Consider the following 19,295-nt stretch of genomic DNA (forward strand, 5'->3'; position numbering starts at 1 on the left):
CCGATGCCCAGGCAACTTGCACCCGGCAATAGAATGGCCGTATGCCATCTCTGACTTCTGTGCTCACCGATCGTTTCGCCGCTGCCCTCACCGCCGCCTTCGGCGAGGACTTCGCACATCGCGATCCGGTCATCCGCAGCAGCCAGTTCGCGGACTTCCAGGCCAATGTGGCCCTGCCCCTGGCCAAGGAGCTGAAGGCGAAGCCGCGTGACATCGCGACGACGATCGTCGACAACCTCGACCTCGGTGACATCTGCGAGACTCCGGAGATCTCCGGACCCGGGTTCATCAACCTCACCTTCACCTCCGAATTCCTCGCCCGCACGCTCGAGGCCGGTGGGCTGGCAGCGGCACCGGAGAACCCCGAACCGCAGCGGATCGCCATCGACTACTCGGCACCGAACGTCGCCAAGGAGATGCACGTCGGGCATCTGCGCACCACCGTCGTCGGCGATGCCCTGGCCCGGACCCACGAATTCCTCGGCAACACGGTCATCCGCCAGAATCACATCGGCGACTGGGGGACCCCCTTCGGCATGCTCATCGAGCACCTCCTCGACGTCGGCGTCGACTCGGTGGCCGCCGCCGAGGTGTCGGAGAACCCGAACGCCTTCTACCAGGCCGCCCGCGCGAAGTTCGACGCCGATGAAGCCTTCGCCACCCGCTCCCGGGCCCGCGTCGTCAAGCTCCAGGGCGGTGACGAGGAGACGCTCGGGCTGTGGACGACGCTCGTCGGCTACTCCCGCGACTACTTCAACCGCATCTACTCCCTCCTCGACGTCACCCTGCGTGATGACGACCTGGCCGGCGAGTCCACCTACAACGACGTCCTCGCCGAGGTCTGCGAGGAACTCGAGGCCAAAGGCTTGGCGACGATCTCCGACGGTGCGCTGTGCGTGTTCCCCGCCGGCTTCACCGGCCGGGAGGGCGAACCTCTTCCTCTCATCATCCGCAAGTCCGACGGCGGCTACGGCTACGCCACGACCGACCTCGCGGCCATCCGCAACCGCGCGATCAACCTCGGCGTCGATCGGGCCCTCTACGTCGTCGGAACCCCGCAGGCCATGCACTTCGAGATGGTCTTCACCGTCGCCCGCGAGGCCGGCTGGCTGCCCGAGACGGTCAGCGCCGAACACGTGAAGATCGGCAATGTGCTCGGCTCCGACGGCAAGATCCTGCGCACCCGCTCCGGTGCCCCGCTGCGTCTGGCCGAACTCCTCGAGGAGGCCGTGTCCCGGGCGAAGGCGACGGTGGCCGAGTCGACCGTCGACTTCACCGCCGAGGAGGCCGAGGAGGTCGCCCGCATCGTCGGCATCGGCGCGGTGAAGTACGCCGACCTCTCCGTCGCCCACGACACCTCGTACACCTTCGACCTCGACCGGATGCTCGCCCCCATCGGCAACACCGCCCCGTACCTGCAGTACGCCGGCGCCCGCATCCGCTCGATCGGGCGCAAGGCCGAGGCCGAAGGCGTCGACGCCGCCGAGATCGCGAACGCGGCGATCAGCCTCGAGCAGCCGGCCGAACGTGAGCTGGCGCTGTCCATCCTCGGCTTCGCCGATGTCATCGCCGAGGCGGCCGCCGGCTCCCAGCCCCATCGACTGTGCACGTACCTCTTCGATCTCGCCCAGGCCTTCACCTCGTTCTACGAGCAGTGTCCCGTGCTCATCGCGGACACGCCTGAGCTGCGGGCCTCCCGCCTGCGTCTCTCGGCGATCGTCCTCGAGGTCCTCATCGCCGGCCTCGGGGTGCTCGGCATCCGCGTGCCCGAGCGCATGTGAGCACGCCGCCCCGCACCTCGCCGAAGCGGATGCTGCCCTGGATCGTTCTGGGCATCGTCATCCTCGCCCTCAATCTGCGCACCCCGATCATCGCTCCGACGGCGATCCTGCCGAAGATCCAGGAGGGCACGGGCTTCAGCACGGCCGGACTGGGCATGCTCACCGGCCTGCCGGTCCTCCTCTTCGCGCTCGCCACCCCACTGGCGGGCCGACTCATCACCCGTCTCGGTGCCGAGGCCACGGTCCTCTCCTGCCTGACGGGAGTGCTCACCGGCACCGTACTGCGCTCCGTCGGCCCCGGCTGGCTGGTGCTCGTCGGCACAGGCATCATCGGCCTGGCGATTACGCTGGGCAATATCGTCGTGCCCGTCATCATCCGCCGCGAGGTTCCGTGGGAGCAGGTGGGGATGGTCACCGGGCTGTACTCGGCGATGATGAACATCGGCTCGATGGCCACCCTCATCGGCACCGGGCCGATGGCCGCCGCCTTCGGCTGGCGGTGGGCGCTGGCCGCATGGGGCGTGCTCGCCCTCATCGGTCTCGGCTTCTGGATGCTGCTCATCCGCACCCGGGTGCGCCGCGAGGGTGCGGCCCGGCGGGCGGCCGAGGCCGCTGAGGAATCGACCGTCGCCGAGGCGGCCGCCCCCACCGCGAAGGTGCCGTGGAGTCAGGCGCCCGCCGCCTTCCGCGGCATCACCGCCCTGCTCATCATCACGTTCTCCGGCCAGTCGATCGCCTATTACACGACGACGACCTGGCTGCCGAGCTACCTCGCCGACACCATCGGACTCGCCCCGGCCACGGCCGGCAGCACGGCCTCCCTGTTCCAGATCGCAGCGATCCTCGGTGCCTTCGGCGTCCCGCTGTTGGCCGCGAAGTCGAAGCCCTGGGCACCCGTGGCGATCGTGGCCGCCCTCTGGCTGTCCTTGCCGATCGGTCTGCTGCTGGCACCCGGCGCCTACGGTCTGTGGGCGATCACCGGCGGCATCGCCCAGGGAGGCGGCTTCACCGCGATCTTCTCGATCATCGCCCGCACCGCCGGCAGCGACGCCCAGACCGCTTCGGCCTCGGCGCGGGTGCAGGGCGGCGGCTACCTCGCCGCGACCCTGGCACCGCCGTTCGCAGGGTGGCTCAACACCGTCACCGGGGGCTGGACGGCACCGCTGATGCTCATCCTCGCCGCCACTCTGGCGTTCACGACCACGGGTCTGCTCGCCGCCCGCCGAGCCGGCCGCATCCCGCGCGGCGGCGCCGGACGCGAGGTCCTCGGCGACGACTGAACGCCCGGGATAGGGCACAGGAAGTCAGCCACAGAAACGCCGAGGCGGCCCATCGTCACGATGGGCCGCCTCGGCGATGGAATCTGCTGGCTCAGTGCTTGGCGTTGTTGTCCTCGTTCGCCGCTGCGGCCTGGGCCTCGGCGGGCTTGACGGCGGGCTTCGGCGCCGGGACCGCGTCCTTCTCATCGGTCGCGGACTCGGCCTTGGTCGACGGCACAGCGGTCTGCGAGACCTGAGCGCTGGTGGCCTGACGCGAAGCCGGGGTCGAACCGACCGGACGGGCGTCGGCGGGACGGTTGTTCGGCAGCGGGGTCGACCAGGGGTCCTCGACCGGCTGCGCCTTCTTCCACACGTAGTAGCCGATTCCGGCGGCCGAACCGATGACGAGCGTCCACACGAGGGCGGCCTTTCCGCCGCCGGACTTGCGCGCAGTGTCCTTCTGGATCCGCTTGCCGGCCTTGCCGAGGGCCTTGCGAGCCTTCTTCATGGCCTTCTTGTCGCCGGTCAGGCGCACGGCCAGATCATCGACGAGCTTCGGGGTCTCGGCGGCGGCGAGGGAGTTCGCGGCGTTCGAGGCGAACTTGCCGGCGCGTTCGGTGGCCTCGGGGCGGTAGGATTCGAGCTTGTCGGCCCAGGCGTGAACCTGATCATTGGCCTTATCGGCCAGTGCCTCGACCTGGGGACGTGCCTTCTCAGCGAACTCTTCGGCTCGTTCGGCCAGGGCTTCGACCTGCGGGCGTGCCTTGTCGGCCGCCTCGCGCAGTTTCGGGGCCGCGGTCTCGCTGGCATCGGCGAGGACTCGGAGCGACGTCTGCTTCGCGGAATCGAGCTTCGAAGTGAGCTGATCTCGAGTTGGCTTCTTCGACATAAAACTTCCCAATCCTTAGATGTCGGTGGTCAAGTGTTCACCGCCCAGTCTACGGCCTACGTGCAAGCCCATGGTCAGCGGCGTCATCGAATTCTCTGCAGATCGGCTGACAGACTTGTCGATGCCCCGGTGTGAGACTGCATTCGAGACCACGGCGTGGAAGAATGAGGTCATGACTACAGTCTCAACGCACACAGCAGTCCTGCACACCAACCACGGTGACATCACCATCAACCTCTTCGGCAACCACGCCCCGAAGACCGTGGCCAACTTCGTCGAACTGGCCAAGGGAGAGCGTGAGTTCACCGATCCTTCGACCGGCGAGCCGACCAAGCGTCCCTTCTACGACGGGCTCAGCTTCCACCGCATCATCTCGAACTTCATGATCCAGGGCGGCTGCCCGCTGGGCACCGGCACCGGCGGCCCCGGCTACACCTTCGATGACGAGATCCACCCGGAGCTGCAGTTCGACCGCAAGTACCTGCTGGCCATGGCCAACGCCGGCAAGCAGATGGGCCGCGGAACCAACGGTTCGCAGTTCTTCATCACCACCGCCGAGACCCCGTGGCTCAACGGCAAGCACACCATCTTCGGCGAGGTCGCCGACGAGGCCTCGCAGCGGGTCGTCGACGAGATCGAAGGCGTGCGCACCGCTGCGATGGACAAGCCGGTCGAGCCGGTCGTCCTCGAGAAGGTCGGCATCACCGAGAAGTGAGCTGATAGGCCGTGAGTATCCGCGCGGTCTGAGAACCGACAGTGGGTACCATGGTGTGATGGACACACCGGAAGAGGGCTCGGCACGGGAAACCGGCCGGGCCCTCTCTCTGTCCCCACCCGTGGTGACCCGTACGATCCTCATCGTCACCGTGATCGCGTTCCTCGCCGAGCTGGTGCCCGGCCTCAGCCTCCTCCACCGTCTCAGCTTCGTTCCAGCGCTCACGCTCGACCAGCCGTGGCGGGCCCTCACGGTCGCCCTCGTCCACGAGGAGCCCTCGCCGTTCCACTTGTTTGCCAACATGATCGGCCTGTTCTTCTTCGGGAGCTTCGTCGAACGGGCCCTGGGCCACTGGCGGTTCCTCGTCGTCTACCTCGTCGGCACAGTGGGCGGATCGGCCATGGTGCTCGTCCTCGCCGACCCCTTCAGCAGCGACTGGGTGACCAACCACATCGGCGCCTCGGGGGCGGTGTTCGCCATCGTCGGCGTACTGCTCGCACCCACTCGGCGCCTGGACCGGAATCTCACCGGCGTCGTAGTGTTCGTGGCGCTGAACTTCGGGTACGGACTGCTCGTCGAGGGAGTCTCCTGGCAGGCCCACCTCGGAGGTCTGCTCACCGGCTTCGTGCTCGGATGCGCCGCCCTGCTCGTTCCGTCACGGGCCCGGAACACGGTGTTTGCGCTGACCGCCGTCGGCCTCGTCGTCCTCATGGTGGTGGCCGGTGCCTGGAGGTTGTTCGGCGTGGGGTTCTAGAGCATGGGTTGCGGGGCCTGATCGAGTGCCAGACTTCTACCAGAAAAAGGGCGATTTGTGTGCACTCGGCAGTGGAAAAATTGTTGTCCACAGGAGATATCCACATGGTGGATAACTTACACGCATGTATTTACCCAGGTCAGAGGCTCAAAATAAGTTATCCACAAGTGACGCTCCCGGCTTGGGTATAACTCGTCGCTTGTGGATTGTGGATGGCGAGCGGTGGGGCAGCGGCGTCGGGCGGTACGGCAGCTTGGGCGCGGGAGACCCGGTGAATGCAGATTGTTTGGTCGTTCCACCGTGATTCTGACGCCAGAATCACGGTGGAACGACCAAACAATAGGGGAGTCTGCGGCGAGGTCCGGCTATCGCCAGCGGGTGGACATGATCAGGCCCGCGACGAAGAACGCGAAGCCGATGAGGATGTTCCAGTTGCCCCACGCTTCGACCGGGAAGGCACCCTGGGAGACGTAGAAGGTGACGAGCCAGATGAGGCCGATGAGGAGGAGGCCGATGAGGACGGGAAGGAACCAACTCGGGTTCGGCTTGATCGTCTGCTGACCGGAGGTCGAGGTGTAGCTTGCGGTCTTGCGTCCCTGCGGCCGCTTGGCCGGGTTGCCCGAGCGCGAGGTGCGCTTAGACGATGAGCCCTTGGCCGACGAGCTCTTGGACTTCGTGGAGTCCGTCTTCTTCGCGGCGGACTTCTTCGAGACGGCATCCTCGGAGTCGGCCTCGGAATCACCGTCCTTGGAGTCCGTTTTCTTCGCGTTGCTGCTCTTGGCCGACTTCGACGAGGACTTCTTGCCCGCGGCCGTGGTGTCCTCGGACTTCTTGGCATCCTGCACATCGTCAGCTGCGTCGTCAGTGCTGTCTGCAGCGTCAGTGCTGTCGTCAGCTGTCACGGCGTCGGTCTCGCCCGTCACGTCGGCAGGTGTCTCGTCCGCGGTCGTCTCCGCTGCGGTCTCGTCGACCGATGCCTCGGTCGCGGCGTCCGTGGAATCGACCTCGACTGCCTCGGTCTCTGTTGCCTCGACCTCGTCGATGGTCTCGGCCTGTCTGCTCTTGGCCGCCGACGGCGTGCGCGAAGTGCGCTGGGGGCGCTGGGTCCGTCCTTTGGACTTGGCCACGAGTACTCCTTTGACGGCCGACCGCTGTTGGGGTCGCCGAGTGAATGGTTGGGGACAATCGCTGACCAGTCTACTCGGGACGTGGGTCACTGCGAAAAACTCCGACTACCCTGAAAGCGCCCCGAGAGCGCCCCGAACGGCGATTCTCATAGGATAAGGTGCAAGGGGTGTCCCCACTTGTCCCTCGGACAAGTCCCGACAACGCAGTGACAGTCACGGAGCAGAAGTGGTGAATAGTTCCTCCTCGGGTAACGAGCCGGGCGCAAATCCGCCCTCGCGACCCACTATCCGTCCTGCGCAGAGACAGCACCCCACCGTCCAGCCCGGCTACTCAGCCGACCACTCCCCCGGGCAGCCCTCCGACCACTCCGCCTACCCCCGCCCGGTTGACTCCGCTGCCTCCGGTGACCAGCCCTTGCCCAGCCGCCGAGAACTGCGCCGCCGCGAGGCAGAGGCCGCCGCGGCCCAGGGCCAGCCGACCGCCCACTACTCCGATGCCCCGGACATGTACGCGGACCCCATGCACGCGGACCCCAGTTACTCAGGCGGCGAATCCGGGCAGGCGACCCAGGCGATGCCCGCGGCAGTCGGGGGCCACCTCGGCGCGGGATCCGCATCGGGCCCCGGCCGACAGGGACCGCCGCCCGGCCGACAGGGACCACCGCCGAGCCGACGGGAACAGGCCGCGACACGTCGCAGCCGCCAACCGGTCGAGCGGGAACCGCTCGGCCCCGTCCGCGGCACCGTGCGCACCTTCGGCGAACTGTGCATCACCGCCGGTCTCGTTCTCATCCTCTTCGTGGTCTGGCAGCTGTGGTGGACCGACATCGAGGCCAACCGCGACAATGAGAACCTCGCCGACCAGCTCACCGAGGACTGGGCGAACCAGGACCCGAACAAACTGCCCGACGACCCGGACGAACCCGTCGTCGCCGACCCGGTGGACAAGAACCAAGCCTTCGGGATCTTCTACATCCCGCGCTTCGGCGACGACTACTACCGCACCGTGGCCGAAGGCGTCGACCTCGAACCCGTGCTCAACCGGATGGGCGTCGGCCGCTACCCGAACTCGGCGATGCCCGGAGAGGTCGGGAACTTCTCCGTGGCCGGCCATCGCGTGACCTACGGCAAGCCGTTCAATAAGATCGCGAATCTCCGTCCGGGCGATGAGATCATCGTCCAGACGAAGGACGGCTTCTACACCTACACCTTCCGCAACTTCGACATCATCCTCCCCGACGCCGTCGAAGTCCTCTCACCCGTGCCCGCCGAACCCGACTACAAGGGCAAGGACCGGATCCTGACGATGACGGCGTGCAACCCGATGTTCTCGGCCCGAGAACGCTACGTCGCCTACGCCGAACTCACCGACTGGACGCCGGCGAGCGACGGCGCCCCGGACAACATCAAGGACTCCAAAGCCTACGACAAGGTCAGCAAGAACGGTGGTGCCTGACATGTACGCATTCATCTGGCGACTGCTTCCCGGCAACTGGTTCGTCAAGCTCATCTTCGCCCTCATCCTCATCGCGGCAGTCGTCCTCCTGCTCATGCAGTACGTCTTCCCCGTCATCGCCCCCTACATGCCCTTCAACAATGCAACCGTGACAGATGGTGGCCAATGACCAAGATCCTCGTCATCGACAACTACGACAGCTTCGTCTACACGCTCGTGTCCTATCTGCGTGAGCTCGGCGCGGACGTCGACGTCGTCCGCAATGACGACATCCCCGCCGAGGCGGTCCCGGACAGGGTCGGCGCCTACGACGGTGTCCTCCTCTCACCCGGGCCCGGGGTCCCCGCCGAGTCCGGCGTCTGCCCGTCGCTGCTGTCCTGGGCCGAGGGTGCGGGCATGCCCGTGTTCGGCGTGTGCCTGGGCCACCAGGCCCTCGGCGAGGTGTTCGGCGCCGAGGTGACCCATTCGCCCGTCCTCATGCACGGCAAGACGTCCGTGATCACCCACGACGGCGAGGGCATCTTCTTCGGCTGCCCGAGCCCCCTGACCGTGACCCGGTACCATTCGCTGGCGATCGTCGACGAGACCCTCGACCTCGAGCGGTTCACCGTCACCGCCCGCACCGAGGACGGTATCGTCATGGCCATCGAACACCGGCAGAAGCCGCTGTTCGGCGTTCAGTTCCATCCCGAGTCCGTGCTCACCGAATGCGGGTACCTCATGCTCGGCAACTGGCTCGAGGTGTGCGGGCTGGCCGGTGCCGCCGAAGCGGCGGCCGGAATGTCGCCCTTGGCGACTGCAATCGCCTGAGAATTCCCGCCGACCTCCTCTTTCGGGGTGTTCGCCGAGGTGGCTCCTCGTTAGGATCGTGTGCACAGCAATCCTTGTGTACGGCAGGCCCCGTGCGCAGCGATCAGGAGGCAGCGACGATGTCAGAACCGAGCTATCTGCATGAAGAGCCGTTCACCGAACTCACCATCATCGAGGTGCCGGCGGTCCCGACCGCCGTCGTCGAGGGCAGAGACGTGGCGTTGGCCGACCTGCCCGCCCTGTTCGACGAGACGTTCTCCGGACTCTTCCCGGCACTGTCCGAGGCGGGGCTCGAACCCGCAGGGCCGGCCTTCGCTCTGTACACGAAGCAGCCGAGCGAAACAGTGGATCTGCAGGTGGGGATCCCCACTTCGGCGGGACTGACGAATGCGCAGCCGATCCCCGGCGGACACATCGTCATCCCCTCCGAACTGCCGGCCGGCTCCATGGCCGTGAGCAGCCACCTCGGCGGGTACGACGGCATCGGCGAGGCGTGGGCGCAGCTGCTGGGGGATGCGGTGGAGGCCGGCCATCATCCGGGCCTGCCGTTCATCGAACTCTACGTCACCGAACCCAGCCCCGAGGCGGACCCCGCGAGCATGCGCACGGACCTCTTCCTCAGCCTCGAGTGAGGCGGGCGGCCTCAGCGGCCGGAGGCGTCGGACCACCCGTCGAAGAAGCCTCCCGGGTCACCCATCGAATCGGTGTCCTTCTCGCCGTCGTCCCCATTGTCTCCATTGTCGTCTCCGCCGTCGCTGTCGCCGTCATCGGACGGCGCTGTCGGGATACCGCCGGGGATCGAAGGCATCGACGGTGAGGGCTCCGGCGGCTTCTTGGCCACCTTCACCGTGACCTCGGAGCCCTGCTTGACCTCGCTGCCGCTGGTGGCGGACTGCTCGAAGACCTTCTTCTCATCGTGCTCGTCGGTCTCGACCTCTTCGGTCTTGCACTTCAGCTGGTAGTCATCACCCTCGAGGATCTTGCAGGCGTCATCGGCGGACTTGCCGGTGACGTCGGGAACCTCGACCATGCCGGAGGACACGACGAGATCGACGTTCGAGTCGACATCGACCTCCTGCCCGTCTCCGGGTTTGGTCTCGATGACCACGCCCTGCTCCACATCCGGTGAGTTCTGTGAGATGTGGGTGCCCGCCTGGAGCTTCGCATCGTTGATGATCTTCCGCGCCTCTTCCTCGGTCTTGCCGGAGACATCCGGGACCTTCACGGATTCAGGACCCGAGGAGACGATGAGCTTGACGATGCTGTCCTTGTCGACGGTCTGACCACTCGGAGGATCGGTTTCGATGGCCTTGCCCTCATCGACTTCCGAGCTGTACTTCTCGTCGGTGTCGACCCGCAGACCCTGTTGGATGAGCGCGGCCTCCGCCTCGTCGGCATCCATATTGGCCACATCCGTGACCTGGACCTGAGGGATCGGCTCAGGCTTGTTGATCTCATAGACCCACAGGGCCACGGCGGCCAGGGCGAGGAGGACGAAGATGCTGCCGATCCACACCCACGCCTTCGACCGCTTCTGCGGCGGGCGCTCTTCCTGGTCGGTCATGATCGCGGACACGGGGCCGGTCTCGGGGGCCGGCTCGGCTTCGGCGTGCGCCATCTGCCCGGTCATCGGCGGGGCCATCATCGGGTAGGCCTGGGTAGCGTCCGCGTCGTCTTCGAAGCTCATGGGGCGGCCGTCGCGGGCGGCGAGCACGTCCTCTCGGAACGTGTAGGCGTCCTGGTAGCGGGCGTCGCGGTCCTTGAGCAGGGCATGGAGGACGAGCCGGTCGACGGCCGGCGGGATGTTCGGGTTGTAGAAGCTCGGCGGCTGCGGGGTCTCCCCGACGTGCTGATAGGCCACGGCCAGCTGCGAATCGCCGACGAACGGGGGTCGACCGGCCAGCAGCTCGTAGAGCAGGCATGCGGTCGAATAGAGGTCGGAGCGGGCGTCGACGACCTCGCCGCGGGCCTGCTCGGGGGAGAGGTACTGCGCGGTGCCGACCACGGACTGGGTCTGCGTCAGACCCGAATTGTCTTTCAGCGCTCGCGCGATGCCGAAGTCCATGACCTTGATGTCGCCCTCGGGCGTGAGCATGACGTTCGCGGGTTTGATGTCGCGGTGGACGATGCCGTTGCGGTGTGAGTACTCGAGCGGGGCGAGGACGCCGGCGATGACGTTGAGCGCCTCGTCGACGGTGAGAGTGCCGTGCTCGTTGAGCACCTCGCGCAGGGTCTGGCCCTCGACGTATTCCATGACGATGAAGGGCACGGACACGGATGAGCCGCCGGATTCGACGAACTCCTCCTCACCGGAGTCGTAGACGGAGACGATGCCGGGATGGTTGAGACCGGCGGCGGACTGCGCTTCGCGTTTCAGGCGGGTGTGGAACGAGGGATCGCGGGCGAGATCGGACCGCAGAAGTTTGATCGCGACGCGACGACCGAGTCGGTTGTCGACGCCCTCGTGCACTTCCGCCATGCCCCCACGGCCGAGGAGCGCACGAATCTCGTAACGCCCCGACAGCACCTTGGGTTCAGTCATTGATGTCCTCCGCTAATCTCACCCGTTCGGTGGGTTCATTCTCACCCGAACCGGGTTGAGCTCTCAGTATTTCAAACTCTTCGCTTCTCTTGTGCGTTCAGGGCCTGTTCAACGCCAGGATCTACTCATCGCCGCTGTCTCCGTTGTTTCCATTGCTCGAGCTTCCGTTGTCCGAGTTCGAGTTGCTGGACGATCCGTTGTCCGAACCGCTGTTCGAGTTCGAGTTGCTGTTGGAGTTGCTGTTGGAGTTGCTGTTGGAGTTCGAACTCGAGTTCGCGGACTCGTCCGAGCCGTTGTCGTTGTCCGACCCGGAGTCATCGCCGTTGTCGTTGCCCGAATCCGAGGTGTCCGACGAGCTCGAGGAGTCCTGATCCGTGTCCGATCCGTTCTCATCGGAGTTCGAGTCGCTGCCGTTCGAGGAGCTCGACGAGCTCGAGGAGTCCGAATCGGAGCTCGACTCCGAATCGTTGCCCAGACCCGGATCCGATCCGGTGTCGGTGGTCGGTTCCGGCGCTTGGGCAGGACCGGCGGAGACATAGAGGGTCACGGTGTCGCCCTCTTCGAAGGTGTAGCCGTTGTCTCCTTCGCCGACGTCGGCGACCGTTCCGGCGGCCCGATTCGAGTCGATCTCCGTCGTCTCGACCTCGAGGCCCTTCTTCTCGAGGTTCTGCGTCGCCGAGGATTCGCTCAGTCCGATGTAGTCGTTCTTGTCGATCTCAATGGTCTTCGGGGCTTCCGAGGTCGGCGCCGAGGTGGACGGATCCGGTTCGGGTTCGGCGTTGTTCCCACCGAGGAAGAACCACAGGAGGGAGCCGACGGCGATGAGTGCGATGATCGCGAGGATCCAGATGAGGACGCGGCCTTTGTTCGACTGCTTGTCCTTGTCCGGGTCCGTGCCCAGCGAATCCGTGTTCTGCGGGTCGTTCGGGTCGAGTTCCCCCGCCCCGGCGGCGCCTGCCGCTCCCGCCCCGGCGAAACCGGCGGCCTGGTTGTTCGGGTAGACCTGGGTGGCGTCGTTGGCCGCCGTGACGGGCATCGCCTTGGTCGTCGGCACCGGCTCAGGGTTGTTGAAGACCTGGGTGAGCGCCTCGGAGGCGGCATTGCCGTGTCGCATCTGCGGGACGAGCTCTTCGGCCCCGGCGACGTCGCCGGCCGAGAGCGCCTGAGCGGCCTGCGCGACCTTCATGGCGTCGGCGGGCCTGCGGTCGGGCTTCTTCTCCAACAGGCAGTCGACGAAGCGGCGCAGCGGTTCGGAGACCGTGTCCGGCAGCGGCGGATGCTGCTGATTGACCTGGGCGATCGCGATGGCGACCTGCGAATCCCCGGTGAAGGGACGCTGACCGGCGAGTGCCTCGTAGGCGATGATGCCGAGCGCATAGAGATCGGATCCGGGGCCCGAACCCTTGCCGGTGGCCTGTTCGGGAGCGAGGTACTGGGCGGTGCCCATGACCTGGCCCGTCTTCGTCAGCGGAGCCTGATCCGTGACACGGGCGATCCCGAAGTCGGTGATCTTGACGCGGAAGTCCGGGGTCATGAGGATGTTGCCGGGTTTGATGTCGCGGTGGATGACCCCGACCTTGTGTGCGGCGCCGAGCGCCTGCGCGGCCTGGGAGACGATGCTCAGGGTATCGGTCTCGGACAGGGGTGCGCTGCGTTCGATGATGGCCGACAGCGCCTCACCGGGAACGTACTCCATGACGAGGTAGGGCGAACCCTGCTCGTCGCCGTAGTCGTAGACGCCGGCGATGCCGGGGTCGGAGACGCGGCCCATGTTCTGCGCCTCGGCGCGGAAGCGGGCGAGGAACGTCGATTCGGAGAGGTATTCGTCCTTGAGGATCTTCGCGGCGACCTCACGGCCGAGCACGGAGTCCACGCCCTTCCAGACCTCGCCCATGCCGCCGACGGCGATTCGGGAGGTGAGCTTGTATCGGTTGCCCAACAGGGTGCCTTCAACGGGTCTCATTTCTCGACCACCGCTTCCATCATGTTCTTGGCGATCGGTCCGGCGACCGTCGCTCCATAAGCTTCATTGCCCGCGTTTCCGCCGTTCTCGACGACCACCGCGACGGCGATCTTGGGATCGTCGGCCGGGGCGAAGGAGATGAACCAGGCGTGGGGTGCCGCTCCCGAGGCATGCTGGGCGGTGCCGGTCTTCGCGGCGACCCTCGTATCGCCCATCTTCGCCACCGAGGCGGTGCCGTCGGTGACGACGCCCTCCATCATCTCGGTCAGCTGGTCAGCGGTGTCACCGGAGATCGGCCGGGACTGCTGCTTCGGGCGGGTCTCTGAGATCGGCTCGAGCGTGTTCGCGTTGAGCACCCGGTCGACGAGCTGGGGCTTCATCATCTTCCCGCCGTTGGCGATGCCGGCGGTCATCATCGCCATCTGCATCGGGGTCGATCGGACCTCGAACTGGCCGAGCGAGGACTGTGCCAGCTGCGGCGGGTTGAGGTCGGACGGGAACGACGAGGGAGTGACGTTGAGCGGGATCTCGAGGTCCTCACCGAAACCGAATTTCTCCGCCTGTTCCTTGATCGCGTCCTCACCGAGGTCCATGCCCAGGGAGGCGAACGAGGTGTTGCAGGATTCCGCGAGCGAGTCTGCCAGGGTCGGTTTGCCCCCATTGCGGCAGGCCCCCGGATGCGAGTTGCCGATGGTGGCCGTGGTCTGCGGCAGATCGAGGCTCGCGGGACCGTTGAGGGTCGAATCCGGCTCATAGTCACCTGATTCGAGGGCGGCGGCGGCCACAAGAACCTTGAAGGTCGAGCCGGGCGGGTAGAGGTTGCCGCCGATGGCGCGGTTGTACGCGGGCTTGCCGTCGGCGGCTTCGAGGTTCTTGAACGCCTGGGCGGCCTCAGTAGTGTCGTGATTGGCCAGCGCGTTGGGGTCCCAGCCGGGTGTCGACGCCAGGGCGAGGATCTTCCCGGTCTTCGGGTCGATTGCCACGGCCGCGCCGTTCTGGTTGCCGAGTCCGTCCACCGCGGCCTTCTGGACCTTCGGGTCGATCGTCAGCTCCACTGCGGCGCCGCGAGGCTGCTCGCCGGTGAAGAAGCTGCCGACCTTGTCGTAGAACAGGGCGTCGGAGTCACCGGAGAGGTAGTCGCCGGTGGCCCGTTCCATGCCCGAGGCCCCGGACACGACCGAGTAGTACCCGGTGATGGCGGCATAGGCCGAGGGGTCGAGACCTTCGGATCCATATTTGCGCTGGTACTTGTACTTGTCGTCGACGGGCTCCGAATAGGCGATCGGTGTGCCGTCGACGAGGATCGGGCCGCGGTCGCGGGCGAGCTGATCGAGGATCCGACGATTGTTCAGCGGATTGTTGTTCAGCGAATCCGCGGTGACGTACTGGACCCAACTCGTCGATCCGAACAGGAGCGCGAACATGACGAATCCGACGACGGCGATATGCGTCAATGGCTTCTTCATCGTTCACCTCCGTTGTCTCGTCGGTCAGTGGGGTTCGGGTCGGCTGAGTCGTAGTCGTCCGCAGGGGCGAGGTTGGTCGTCGGCGCTTCGCTGCCGGCGCGGCTGAGGTTCGTCGTGGGTGCGTCCTCGTCGATGGCCCTCGCCGAGGCGGCCGATCCGTCCGTGGTCCCGGTTCCGACCGCGGCCGGTGTGCTCTTCTTCGCCGGCTCGGCATCCTCGGTGATCCTGAGGACACCGGTGTGGAAGTCCTCGACGGGCCGCCGGGCGTTGTCGGAGATCCGCAGCAGCAGGCCGATGATCATCCAGTTCGCGATCAGCGAGGAGCCGCCCTGGGCGAGGAACGGCGTGGTCAGACCCGTCAGCGGGATGAGGCGGGTGACGCCACCGACGACGACGAAGACCTGCAGGGCGATCGTGAATGACAGGCCCGTGGCCAACAGGGTGCCGAAGCCGTCGCGCAGCTGCTGGGCGGTGCGGATGCCGCGCTGGAAGATGAAGAGGTAGCAGAGCAGGATGACGAAGAGGCCGGCCAGGCCGATCTCCTCGCCGAAGCTCGCGTAGATGAAGTCGGATTCGGCGTAGGGGACCATGTTCGGTCGGCCCTCGCCGAAGCCGGTGCCCACTAGTCCGCCGTTGGACATGCCGAACAGGCCCTGGACGAGCTGATAGGAGCCGCCGAACTCCTTGTTGTACTCCTCGGGGGTCAGCGCATTGAGCCAACCGGACACACGCTGTCCCACGTGGGAGAAGAGGAAGTTCGCGGCCACTGCGCCGACGGCGAAGAAGCCGAGGCCGAGGATGATCCACGAGACCTTGGACGTGGCGACGTAGAGCATCGCCACGAAGAGGCCGAAGAACAGCAGCGAGGTGCCGAGGTCGCGTTCGAAGACGAGGATGCCGACGCTGGCGACCCAGGCGATCACGATGGGGCCGAAGTCGCGCAGCCGGGGGAACCGGATGCCGAGGATCTTCGGTCCGGCGGCGACGAGCTGGTCCTTGTAGCTGACGAGGTAACCGGCGAAGAAGATCGCGAGCAGGATCTTCGCGATCTCGCCCGGCTGGAAGGACATCGCGCCGACGCCGATCCAGATGCGGGCACCGTTGATCGTTTTGCCGAGACCGGGGATGAGCGGCAGCAGCAGGAAGACTAGAGCGGCGAAGCCCGACACATAGGTATAGCGCCGCAGCCAGCGGTGGTCGCGGACGATGAAGATCACGGCGACGGCCAGGCCCACGCCGAGCGTCATCCAGATGAGCTGGGTCATACCCGAGCCGAGGTATTCCTTACGTCCGAGGTCGACGCGGTAGATCATCGCCAGGCCGAGTCCGTTGAGCAGCACCGCGATCGGCACGAGCACGGGATCGGCGTACTTCGCCTTGATCCAGACGACGATGTGGATGGTGAGTCCGAGCGCGGCCAACCACCCGGCGTAGCCGTAGACATTGGCCGGGATCGTGCCCTCGACGCCGAGTCCGACGAGCGCATAGGCGACGGTGGCGATGCCGATGGCCAGGATGAGCAGACCGAGCTCGGCCAGGCGATAGGGCCTGGGGCGCGCGGCCTGTGCGGGGGCCTGAGACATCACTGCGACTCCCGGGTGATGGCATCACTGGGGTCTGCGGACTTCGAGTTCGGCGGTGAAGGGGCCGGATCCGTGGGACTCGTGGAGTCCTCGACGTTGCCGGAGACTCCGTTGGAGCGCTCGGCCTCCTTACGCAGATTGTCGATGATGCGGTTCGCCTCATCCCGGGAATTCGCGGGGATGGAGCCGCGCAGACGGTCCTGCGAGTACGTGTTGAGGCTGCCGACCTCGATGTCCGTGGTGTCCTCGAGACGACTGAGCTCGATGGGCCCCAGCGTCGTGTCGAGGCCGCGGTAGAGGGAGACTTTGCCGTCGTCATCAGCGACGTAGTACTGGTTGCTCACATAGTTGTAGGCGAAGAATCCGCCGACGGCGAGGGCGATGATGACGATTCCCGTGATGATCCAGCCGAGGTAGGACCTTTTCTCGACCTCGTCATCGAGGTCGTCCTCCTCATCTTCTGCGGCTGTGTCAGCGGAACCGGAACGCAGCGGCTGAGTCGTGCCGTCGCGGGCCTCGTCGTCCTCGTCACCGGTCACTGCCTGCAGCGGCACGGTGTCGGTGGGAATGTCCCCGTCGCCGTAGTTCGGGTGGGTTTCGGCGGGTGCCTCCGCCTCGGTGTCGGCACCGATCGCGGCATAGCGGGGATTGAGGTGGACCGATCCGACGGAGACTCCGGTGGAGGTCTCGACTTCCCCTTCGAGCACGTCGCCGACGACGACGGTGACATTGTCGGCACCGCCGCCTGCCAGGGCGAGGTCGATGAGCTGGCGGCACGCCTCGTCGGGTTCGGCCACCTCGGTGAGGACTCGGGTGATGTCGTCGAGGTCGGCGAACCCAGTGAGACCATCGGAGCAGAGCAGCCAGCGGTCGCCGACCTGGGCCTCACGCAGGGACAGATCGAGATCGGGGGAGGCGCCGACGTCACCGAGGACCTTCATCACCACGGAGCGCTGCGGGTGGGTCTCGGCCTCCTCGGCGGTGATCCGGCCCTCGTCGACGAGCATCTGCACGAAGGTGTGGTCGTGCGTGATCGGCTGGAGCTTGTCATCGCGGAGCACATAGCCGCGGGAGTCGCCGATATGGGCGAGGGCGAAACGGTTGCCCGGGGCGCGCAGCACTGCGGTGACGGTGGTGCCCATACCGGCGAGCTCGGGCTGTTCGCCGACGCCGCGGACGATGCGGTCGTTCGCGTCGAGGATCGAGGTCCGCAGGACCTCCAGGGCGTCCTCGCCGCCGGGTTCCTCATCGAGTTCGGCCAGTCGGGCCACCGTGATCGCCGAAGCGACATCGCCGCCGGCGTGCCCGCCCATCCCGTCGGCGATGAGGAGGAAGTTCGGACCCGCGTAGCCGGAGTCCTGGTTGTTCTTACGCACGAGCCCGGTGTGCGACCGGGCTGCGGAACGGAGGGTGATGGTACCGCCGGTCGTCACGATTGGGTCTCCAGGGTCGTATGTCCGATGGTGATCCGGGTGCCGATGCGCAGCTGGATGGGTCCGGTCATCCGCGAACCGTCGACGATGGTGCCGTTCGTCGAACCGAGGTCCTCGAGCATCCAGGCGCCGTTCTTCGCGGAGATGCGGGCATGGTGGCTGGACGCGAAGTCGTCGTTGATGACGATCGTATTGTCGGGGGCGCGACCGAAGGTCACAGGTGCCCCCGAGAGCATGAGGGACTGACCGGCCAGCGGACCGTCGGTGACGCGGATGGTGCCCGGGTGCGCATGCGCGGCTGGTGCGGCAGCCCGCCGGGATGCGGGAGCCGGAGTCGGCGGCGGTGTCGGTGCGGACGTGGAGCCGCCTCGGCGAGATTTCCTGCCGCCGCGCTTCGCACCACCGCGCCTGGGTCCGAAGATGTCGCGGCGCAGCACTCCGGCGACGCCCAAGACGAAGAGCCAGAGGATGACGAAGAAGGCCAACCGGAAGACGGTGACGGTGAATTCGCTCACTGGGCGTCCCGCTCGCTCTCGTGATAGTGGACCTCGGCCTCACCGGCGATGAGGACATCGCCATCGGTCAGGTTCGCCGAGGTCAGCTTCCGTCCGTGCAGGAGCGTGCCGTTCGTCGAGCCGAGGTCGTTGGCGGTGGCATGGTCGCCTTCGACGATGATCTCGAAGTGCCGGCGGGAGACGCCGGGATCGTCGATGACGAAGTCCGAACTCGACGAGGAGCGGCCGAAGGTGTTCGTGCCCTGGCGCAGCGTCTGGGAGCGGCCGTCGATGGTCACGCTCGCCTCGATGGCGCGGGTGCGGGCCGGTGCCGGCGTCGGACGGGCCGCGGGGGTCGGGCGTGCCGGCGCCTGTGCGGATCGAGCGGGTTCCGGGGTGCGGCGCGGGGTCACAGAGCGGGACCCGGAGTTCGGGGCCTCACCGACGACCGGGTTGGCACGCGAGACCGGATCGTAGCCGCCGCGGTTGGCCGGCTGAGCCGCCGGGGAGCCGTCGGGGCGTTCGGTCGAGGACACCACACGGTACATGCCGGTGTCGAGGTCATCGGCCAAGGAGAAGTCGACGGATACGGGGCCGACGAAGCTGTAGGCCTGTTCGACGGCGTGATCGCCGATGACCTGTCGGAGGTCGGAGCGCAGCTCGGACTCGAGACCGGAGAGGCGGTCGAAATCGGTCGGCGAGAGCTCGATAGTGTAGTGGTTGGCCGTCAGGGTCCGCCCGCGGGAGACCACGGCTGCCTTATTGTCGGCTTCGCGGCGCAGGGCTCCGGCGAGTTCGACGGGCTCGACCTGTGATCGGAAGGCCTTGGCGAAGGCGCCGTTGACGACGTTCTCCAGCCCCTTCTCGAAGCGATCGAGTATCCCCATGGCACCTCCTCATCAGGTGTTGCCGTTCGTAGACGAACTCTTCGCCACGTAAGTCTGTGGTCCCTGACCAGGAACTCCCGGCCGAGCACAGTCTGGGCACATCAACACCCAATCCTAACGCGGTGAGGCTCTCAAC

General features: G+C 66.5%; 17 protein-coding genes. 8 read left to right on the plus strand and 9 right to left on the minus strand.

What is annotated here, in order from left to right:
* The first annotated feature begins 41 nt into the window (after positions 1-41).
* Both argS and GUY23_RS00215 read left to right on the plus strand, forming a co-directional pair.
* Positions 42-1,781: an arginine--tRNA ligase gene (gene argS, locus GUY23_RS00210; protein ID WP_166968622.1), complete on the plus strand. Its 1,740-nt coding sequence runs from the start codon at positions 42-44 to the stop codon at positions 1,779-1,781.
* Positions 1,778-3,061, plus strand: a complete 1,284-nt coding sequence (locus GUY23_RS00215) for an MFS transporter (RefSeq protein ID WP_323127142.1) — start codon at positions 1,778-1,780, stop codon at positions 3,059-3,061. The genes argS and GUY23_RS00215 overlap by 4 nt, the downstream gene beginning before the upstream one ends.
* A gap of 91 nt (positions 3,062-3,152) precedes the next feature.
* On the opposite strand, the gene GUY23_RS00220 is transcribed toward GUY23_RS00215, so the two are convergent.
* A complete protein-coding gene (locus GUY23_RS00220; protein ID WP_166968624.1) occupies positions 3,153-3,929 on the minus strand; it encodes a hypothetical protein in 777 nt (258 codons plus the stop codon).
* A gap of 172 nt (positions 3,930-4,101) precedes the next feature.
* Between GUY23_RS00220 and GUY23_RS00225 the strand changes: the two genes are divergently transcribed.
* Both GUY23_RS00225 and GUY23_RS00230 read left to right on the plus strand, forming a co-directional pair.
* The gene (locus tag GUY23_RS00225; protein ID WP_166968626.1) at positions 4,102-4,644 is read left to right on the plus strand and encodes a peptidylprolyl isomerase; all 543 of its coding nucleotides are present in this window, start codon (positions 4,102-4,104) and stop codon (positions 4,642-4,644) included.
* 58 nt (positions 4,645-4,702) lie between these two features.
* A complete protein-coding gene (locus GUY23_RS00230) occupies positions 4,703-5,398 on the plus strand; it encodes a rhomboid family intramembrane serine protease (protein ID WP_166968628.1) in 696 nt (231 codons plus the stop codon).
* Positions 5,399-5,763: 365 nt separating this feature from the next.
* Here the strand turns inward: GUY23_RS00230 and GUY23_RS00235 are convergent, their stop codons facing one another.
* Positions 5,764-6,525: a cell division protein CrgA gene (locus GUY23_RS00235; RefSeq protein ID WP_166968630.1), complete on the minus strand. Its 762-nt coding sequence runs from the start codon at positions 6,523-6,525 to the stop codon at positions 5,764-5,766.
* A 226-nt stretch (positions 6,526-6,751) separates the two neighbouring features.
* Between GUY23_RS00235 and GUY23_RS00240 the strand changes: the two genes are divergently transcribed.
* The 4 genes from GUY23_RS00240 to GUY23_RS00255 all read left to right on the plus strand — a co-directional run bounded on the left by GUY23_RS00240 (position 6,752) and on the right by GUY23_RS00255 (position 9,423).
* Complete coding sequence (locus GUY23_RS00240) at positions 6,752-7,981, plus strand: class E sortase (protein WP_228282601.1); 1,230 nt, start codon at positions 6,752-6,754, stop codon at positions 7,979-7,981.
* Between the two features lies 1 nt (position 7,982).
* Positions 7,983-8,150 (plus strand): hypothetical protein, encoded by a 168-nt coding sequence (locus GUY23_RS00245; protein ID WP_166968632.1) that lies wholly within the window; start codon positions 7,983-7,985, stop codon positions 8,148-8,150.
* Entirely contained in the window at positions 8,147-8,791 is a 645-nt protein-coding gene (locus tag GUY23_RS00250; protein ID WP_166968634.1) for an anthranilate synthase component II, read from the plus strand. Before GUY23_RS00245 ends, GUY23_RS00250 begins: the two co-directional genes overlap by 4 nt.
* A 119-nt stretch (positions 8,792-8,910) precedes the next feature.
* Positions 8,911-9,423 (plus strand): GyrI-like domain-containing protein, encoded by a 513-nt coding sequence (locus tag GUY23_RS00255; RefSeq protein WP_166968636.1) that lies wholly within the window; start codon positions 8,911-8,913, stop codon positions 9,421-9,423.
* A gap of 11 nt (positions 9,424-9,434) precedes the next feature.
* On the opposite strand, the gene pknB is transcribed toward GUY23_RS00255, so the two are convergent.
* The 7 genes from pknB to GUY23_RS00290 form a co-directional block, all read right to left on the minus strand.
* Positions 9,435-11,333, minus strand: a complete 1,899-nt coding sequence (gene pknB / locus GUY23_RS00260; RefSeq protein ID WP_166968638.1) for a Stk1 family PASTA domain-containing Ser/Thr kinase — start codon at positions 11,331-11,333, stop codon at positions 9,435-9,437.
* A 121-nt stretch (positions 11,334-11,454) separates the two neighbouring features.
* Positions 11,455-13,296: a protein kinase domain-containing protein gene (locus GUY23_RS00265; RefSeq protein WP_166968640.1), complete on the minus strand. Its 1,842-nt coding sequence runs from the start codon at positions 13,294-13,296 to the stop codon at positions 11,455-11,457.
* Positions 13,293-14,762 carry a peptidoglycan D,D-transpeptidase FtsI family protein gene (locus GUY23_RS00270; RefSeq protein ID WP_166968642.1) on the minus strand — a complete coding sequence of 490 codons (1,470 nt, stop codon included), beginning with the start codon at positions 14,760-14,762 and terminating at the stop codon, positions 13,293-13,295. The genes GUY23_RS00265 and GUY23_RS00270 overlap by 4 nt, the downstream gene beginning before the upstream one ends.
* The gene (locus GUY23_RS00275; protein WP_166968644.1) at positions 14,759-16,345 is read right to left on the minus strand and encodes an FtsW/RodA/SpoVE family cell cycle protein; all 1,587 of its coding nucleotides are present in this window, start codon (positions 16,343-16,345) and stop codon (positions 14,759-14,761) included. Before GUY23_RS00275 ends, GUY23_RS00270 begins: the two co-directional genes overlap by 4 nt.
* Complete coding sequence (locus tag GUY23_RS00280; protein ID WP_166968646.1) at positions 16,345-17,778, minus strand: protein phosphatase 2C domain-containing protein; 1,434 nt, start codon at positions 17,776-17,778, stop codon at positions 16,345-16,347. The genes GUY23_RS00275 and GUY23_RS00280 overlap by 1 nt, the downstream gene beginning before the upstream one ends.
* Positions 17,775-18,293, minus strand: coding sequence for an FHA domain-containing protein FhaB/FipA (locus GUY23_RS00285; protein ID WP_166968648.1), 519 nt, complete (start codon positions 18,291-18,293; stop codon positions 17,775-17,777). The genes GUY23_RS00280 and GUY23_RS00285 overlap by 4 nt, the downstream gene beginning before the upstream one ends.
* On the minus strand, positions 18,290-19,159 hold the full coding sequence (locus GUY23_RS00290) for an FhaA domain-containing protein (protein ID WP_166968650.1): 870 nt from the start codon (positions 19,157-19,159) through the stop codon (positions 18,290-18,292). The genes GUY23_RS00285 and GUY23_RS00290 overlap by 4 nt, the downstream gene beginning before the upstream one ends.
* Between the last annotated feature and the right edge of the window lie 136 nt (positions 19,160-19,295).

Origin of the sequence: Brevibacterium atlanticum (genome assembly GCF_011617245.1) — a bacterium.
GTDB classification, from domain to species: domain Bacteria; phylum Actinomycetota; class Actinomycetes; order Actinomycetales; family Brevibacteriaceae; genus Brevibacterium; species Brevibacterium atlanticum.

Excerpts from the sequence above, each read along its gene's own strand:
- argS (WP_166968622.1), top strand. The coding sequence starts at position 42 with ATGCCATCTCTGACTTCTGTGCTCACCGATCGTTTCGCCGCTGCCCTC.
- GUY23_RS00220 (WP_166968624.1), bottom strand. The coding sequence starts at position 3,929 with ATGTCGAAGAAGCCAACTCGAGATCAGCTCACTTCGAAGCTCGATTCC.
- GUY23_RS00225 (WP_166968626.1), top strand. The coding sequence starts at position 4,102 with ATGACTACAGTCTCAACGCACACAGCAGTCCTGCACACCAACCACGGT.
- GUY23_RS00230 (WP_166968628.1), top strand. The coding sequence starts at position 4,703 with ATGGACACACCGGAAGAGGGCTCGGCACGGGAAACCGGCCGGGCCCTC.
- GUY23_RS00245 (WP_166968632.1), top strand. The coding sequence starts at position 7,983 with ATGTACGCATTCATCTGGCGACTGCTTCCCGGCAACTGGTTCGTCAAG.
- GUY23_RS00250 (WP_166968634.1), top strand. The coding sequence starts at position 8,147 with ATGACCAAGATCCTCGTCATCGACAACTACGACAGCTTCGTCTACACG.
- GUY23_RS00255 (WP_166968636.1), top strand. The coding sequence starts at position 8,911 with ATGTCAGAACCGAGCTATCTGCATGAAGAGCCGTTCACCGAACTCACC.
- pknB (WP_166968638.1), bottom strand. The coding sequence starts at position 11,333 with ATGACTGAACCCAAGGTGCTGTCGGGGCGTTACGAGATTCGTGCGCTC.
- GUY23_RS00265 (WP_166968640.1), bottom strand. The coding sequence starts at position 13,296 with ATGAGACCCGTTGAAGGCACCCTGTTGGGCAACCGATACAAGCTCACC.
- GUY23_RS00270 (WP_166968642.1), bottom strand. The coding sequence starts at position 14,762 with ATGAAGAAGCCATTGACGCATATCGCCGTCGTCGGATTCGTCATGTTC.
- GUY23_RS00275 (WP_166968644.1), bottom strand. The coding sequence starts at position 16,345 with ATGTCTCAGGCCCCCGCACAGGCCGCGCGCCCCAGGCCCTATCGCCTG.
- GUY23_RS00290 (WP_166968650.1), bottom strand. The coding sequence starts at position 19,159 with ATGGGGATACTCGATCGCTTCGAGAAGGGGCTGGAGAACGTCGTCAAC.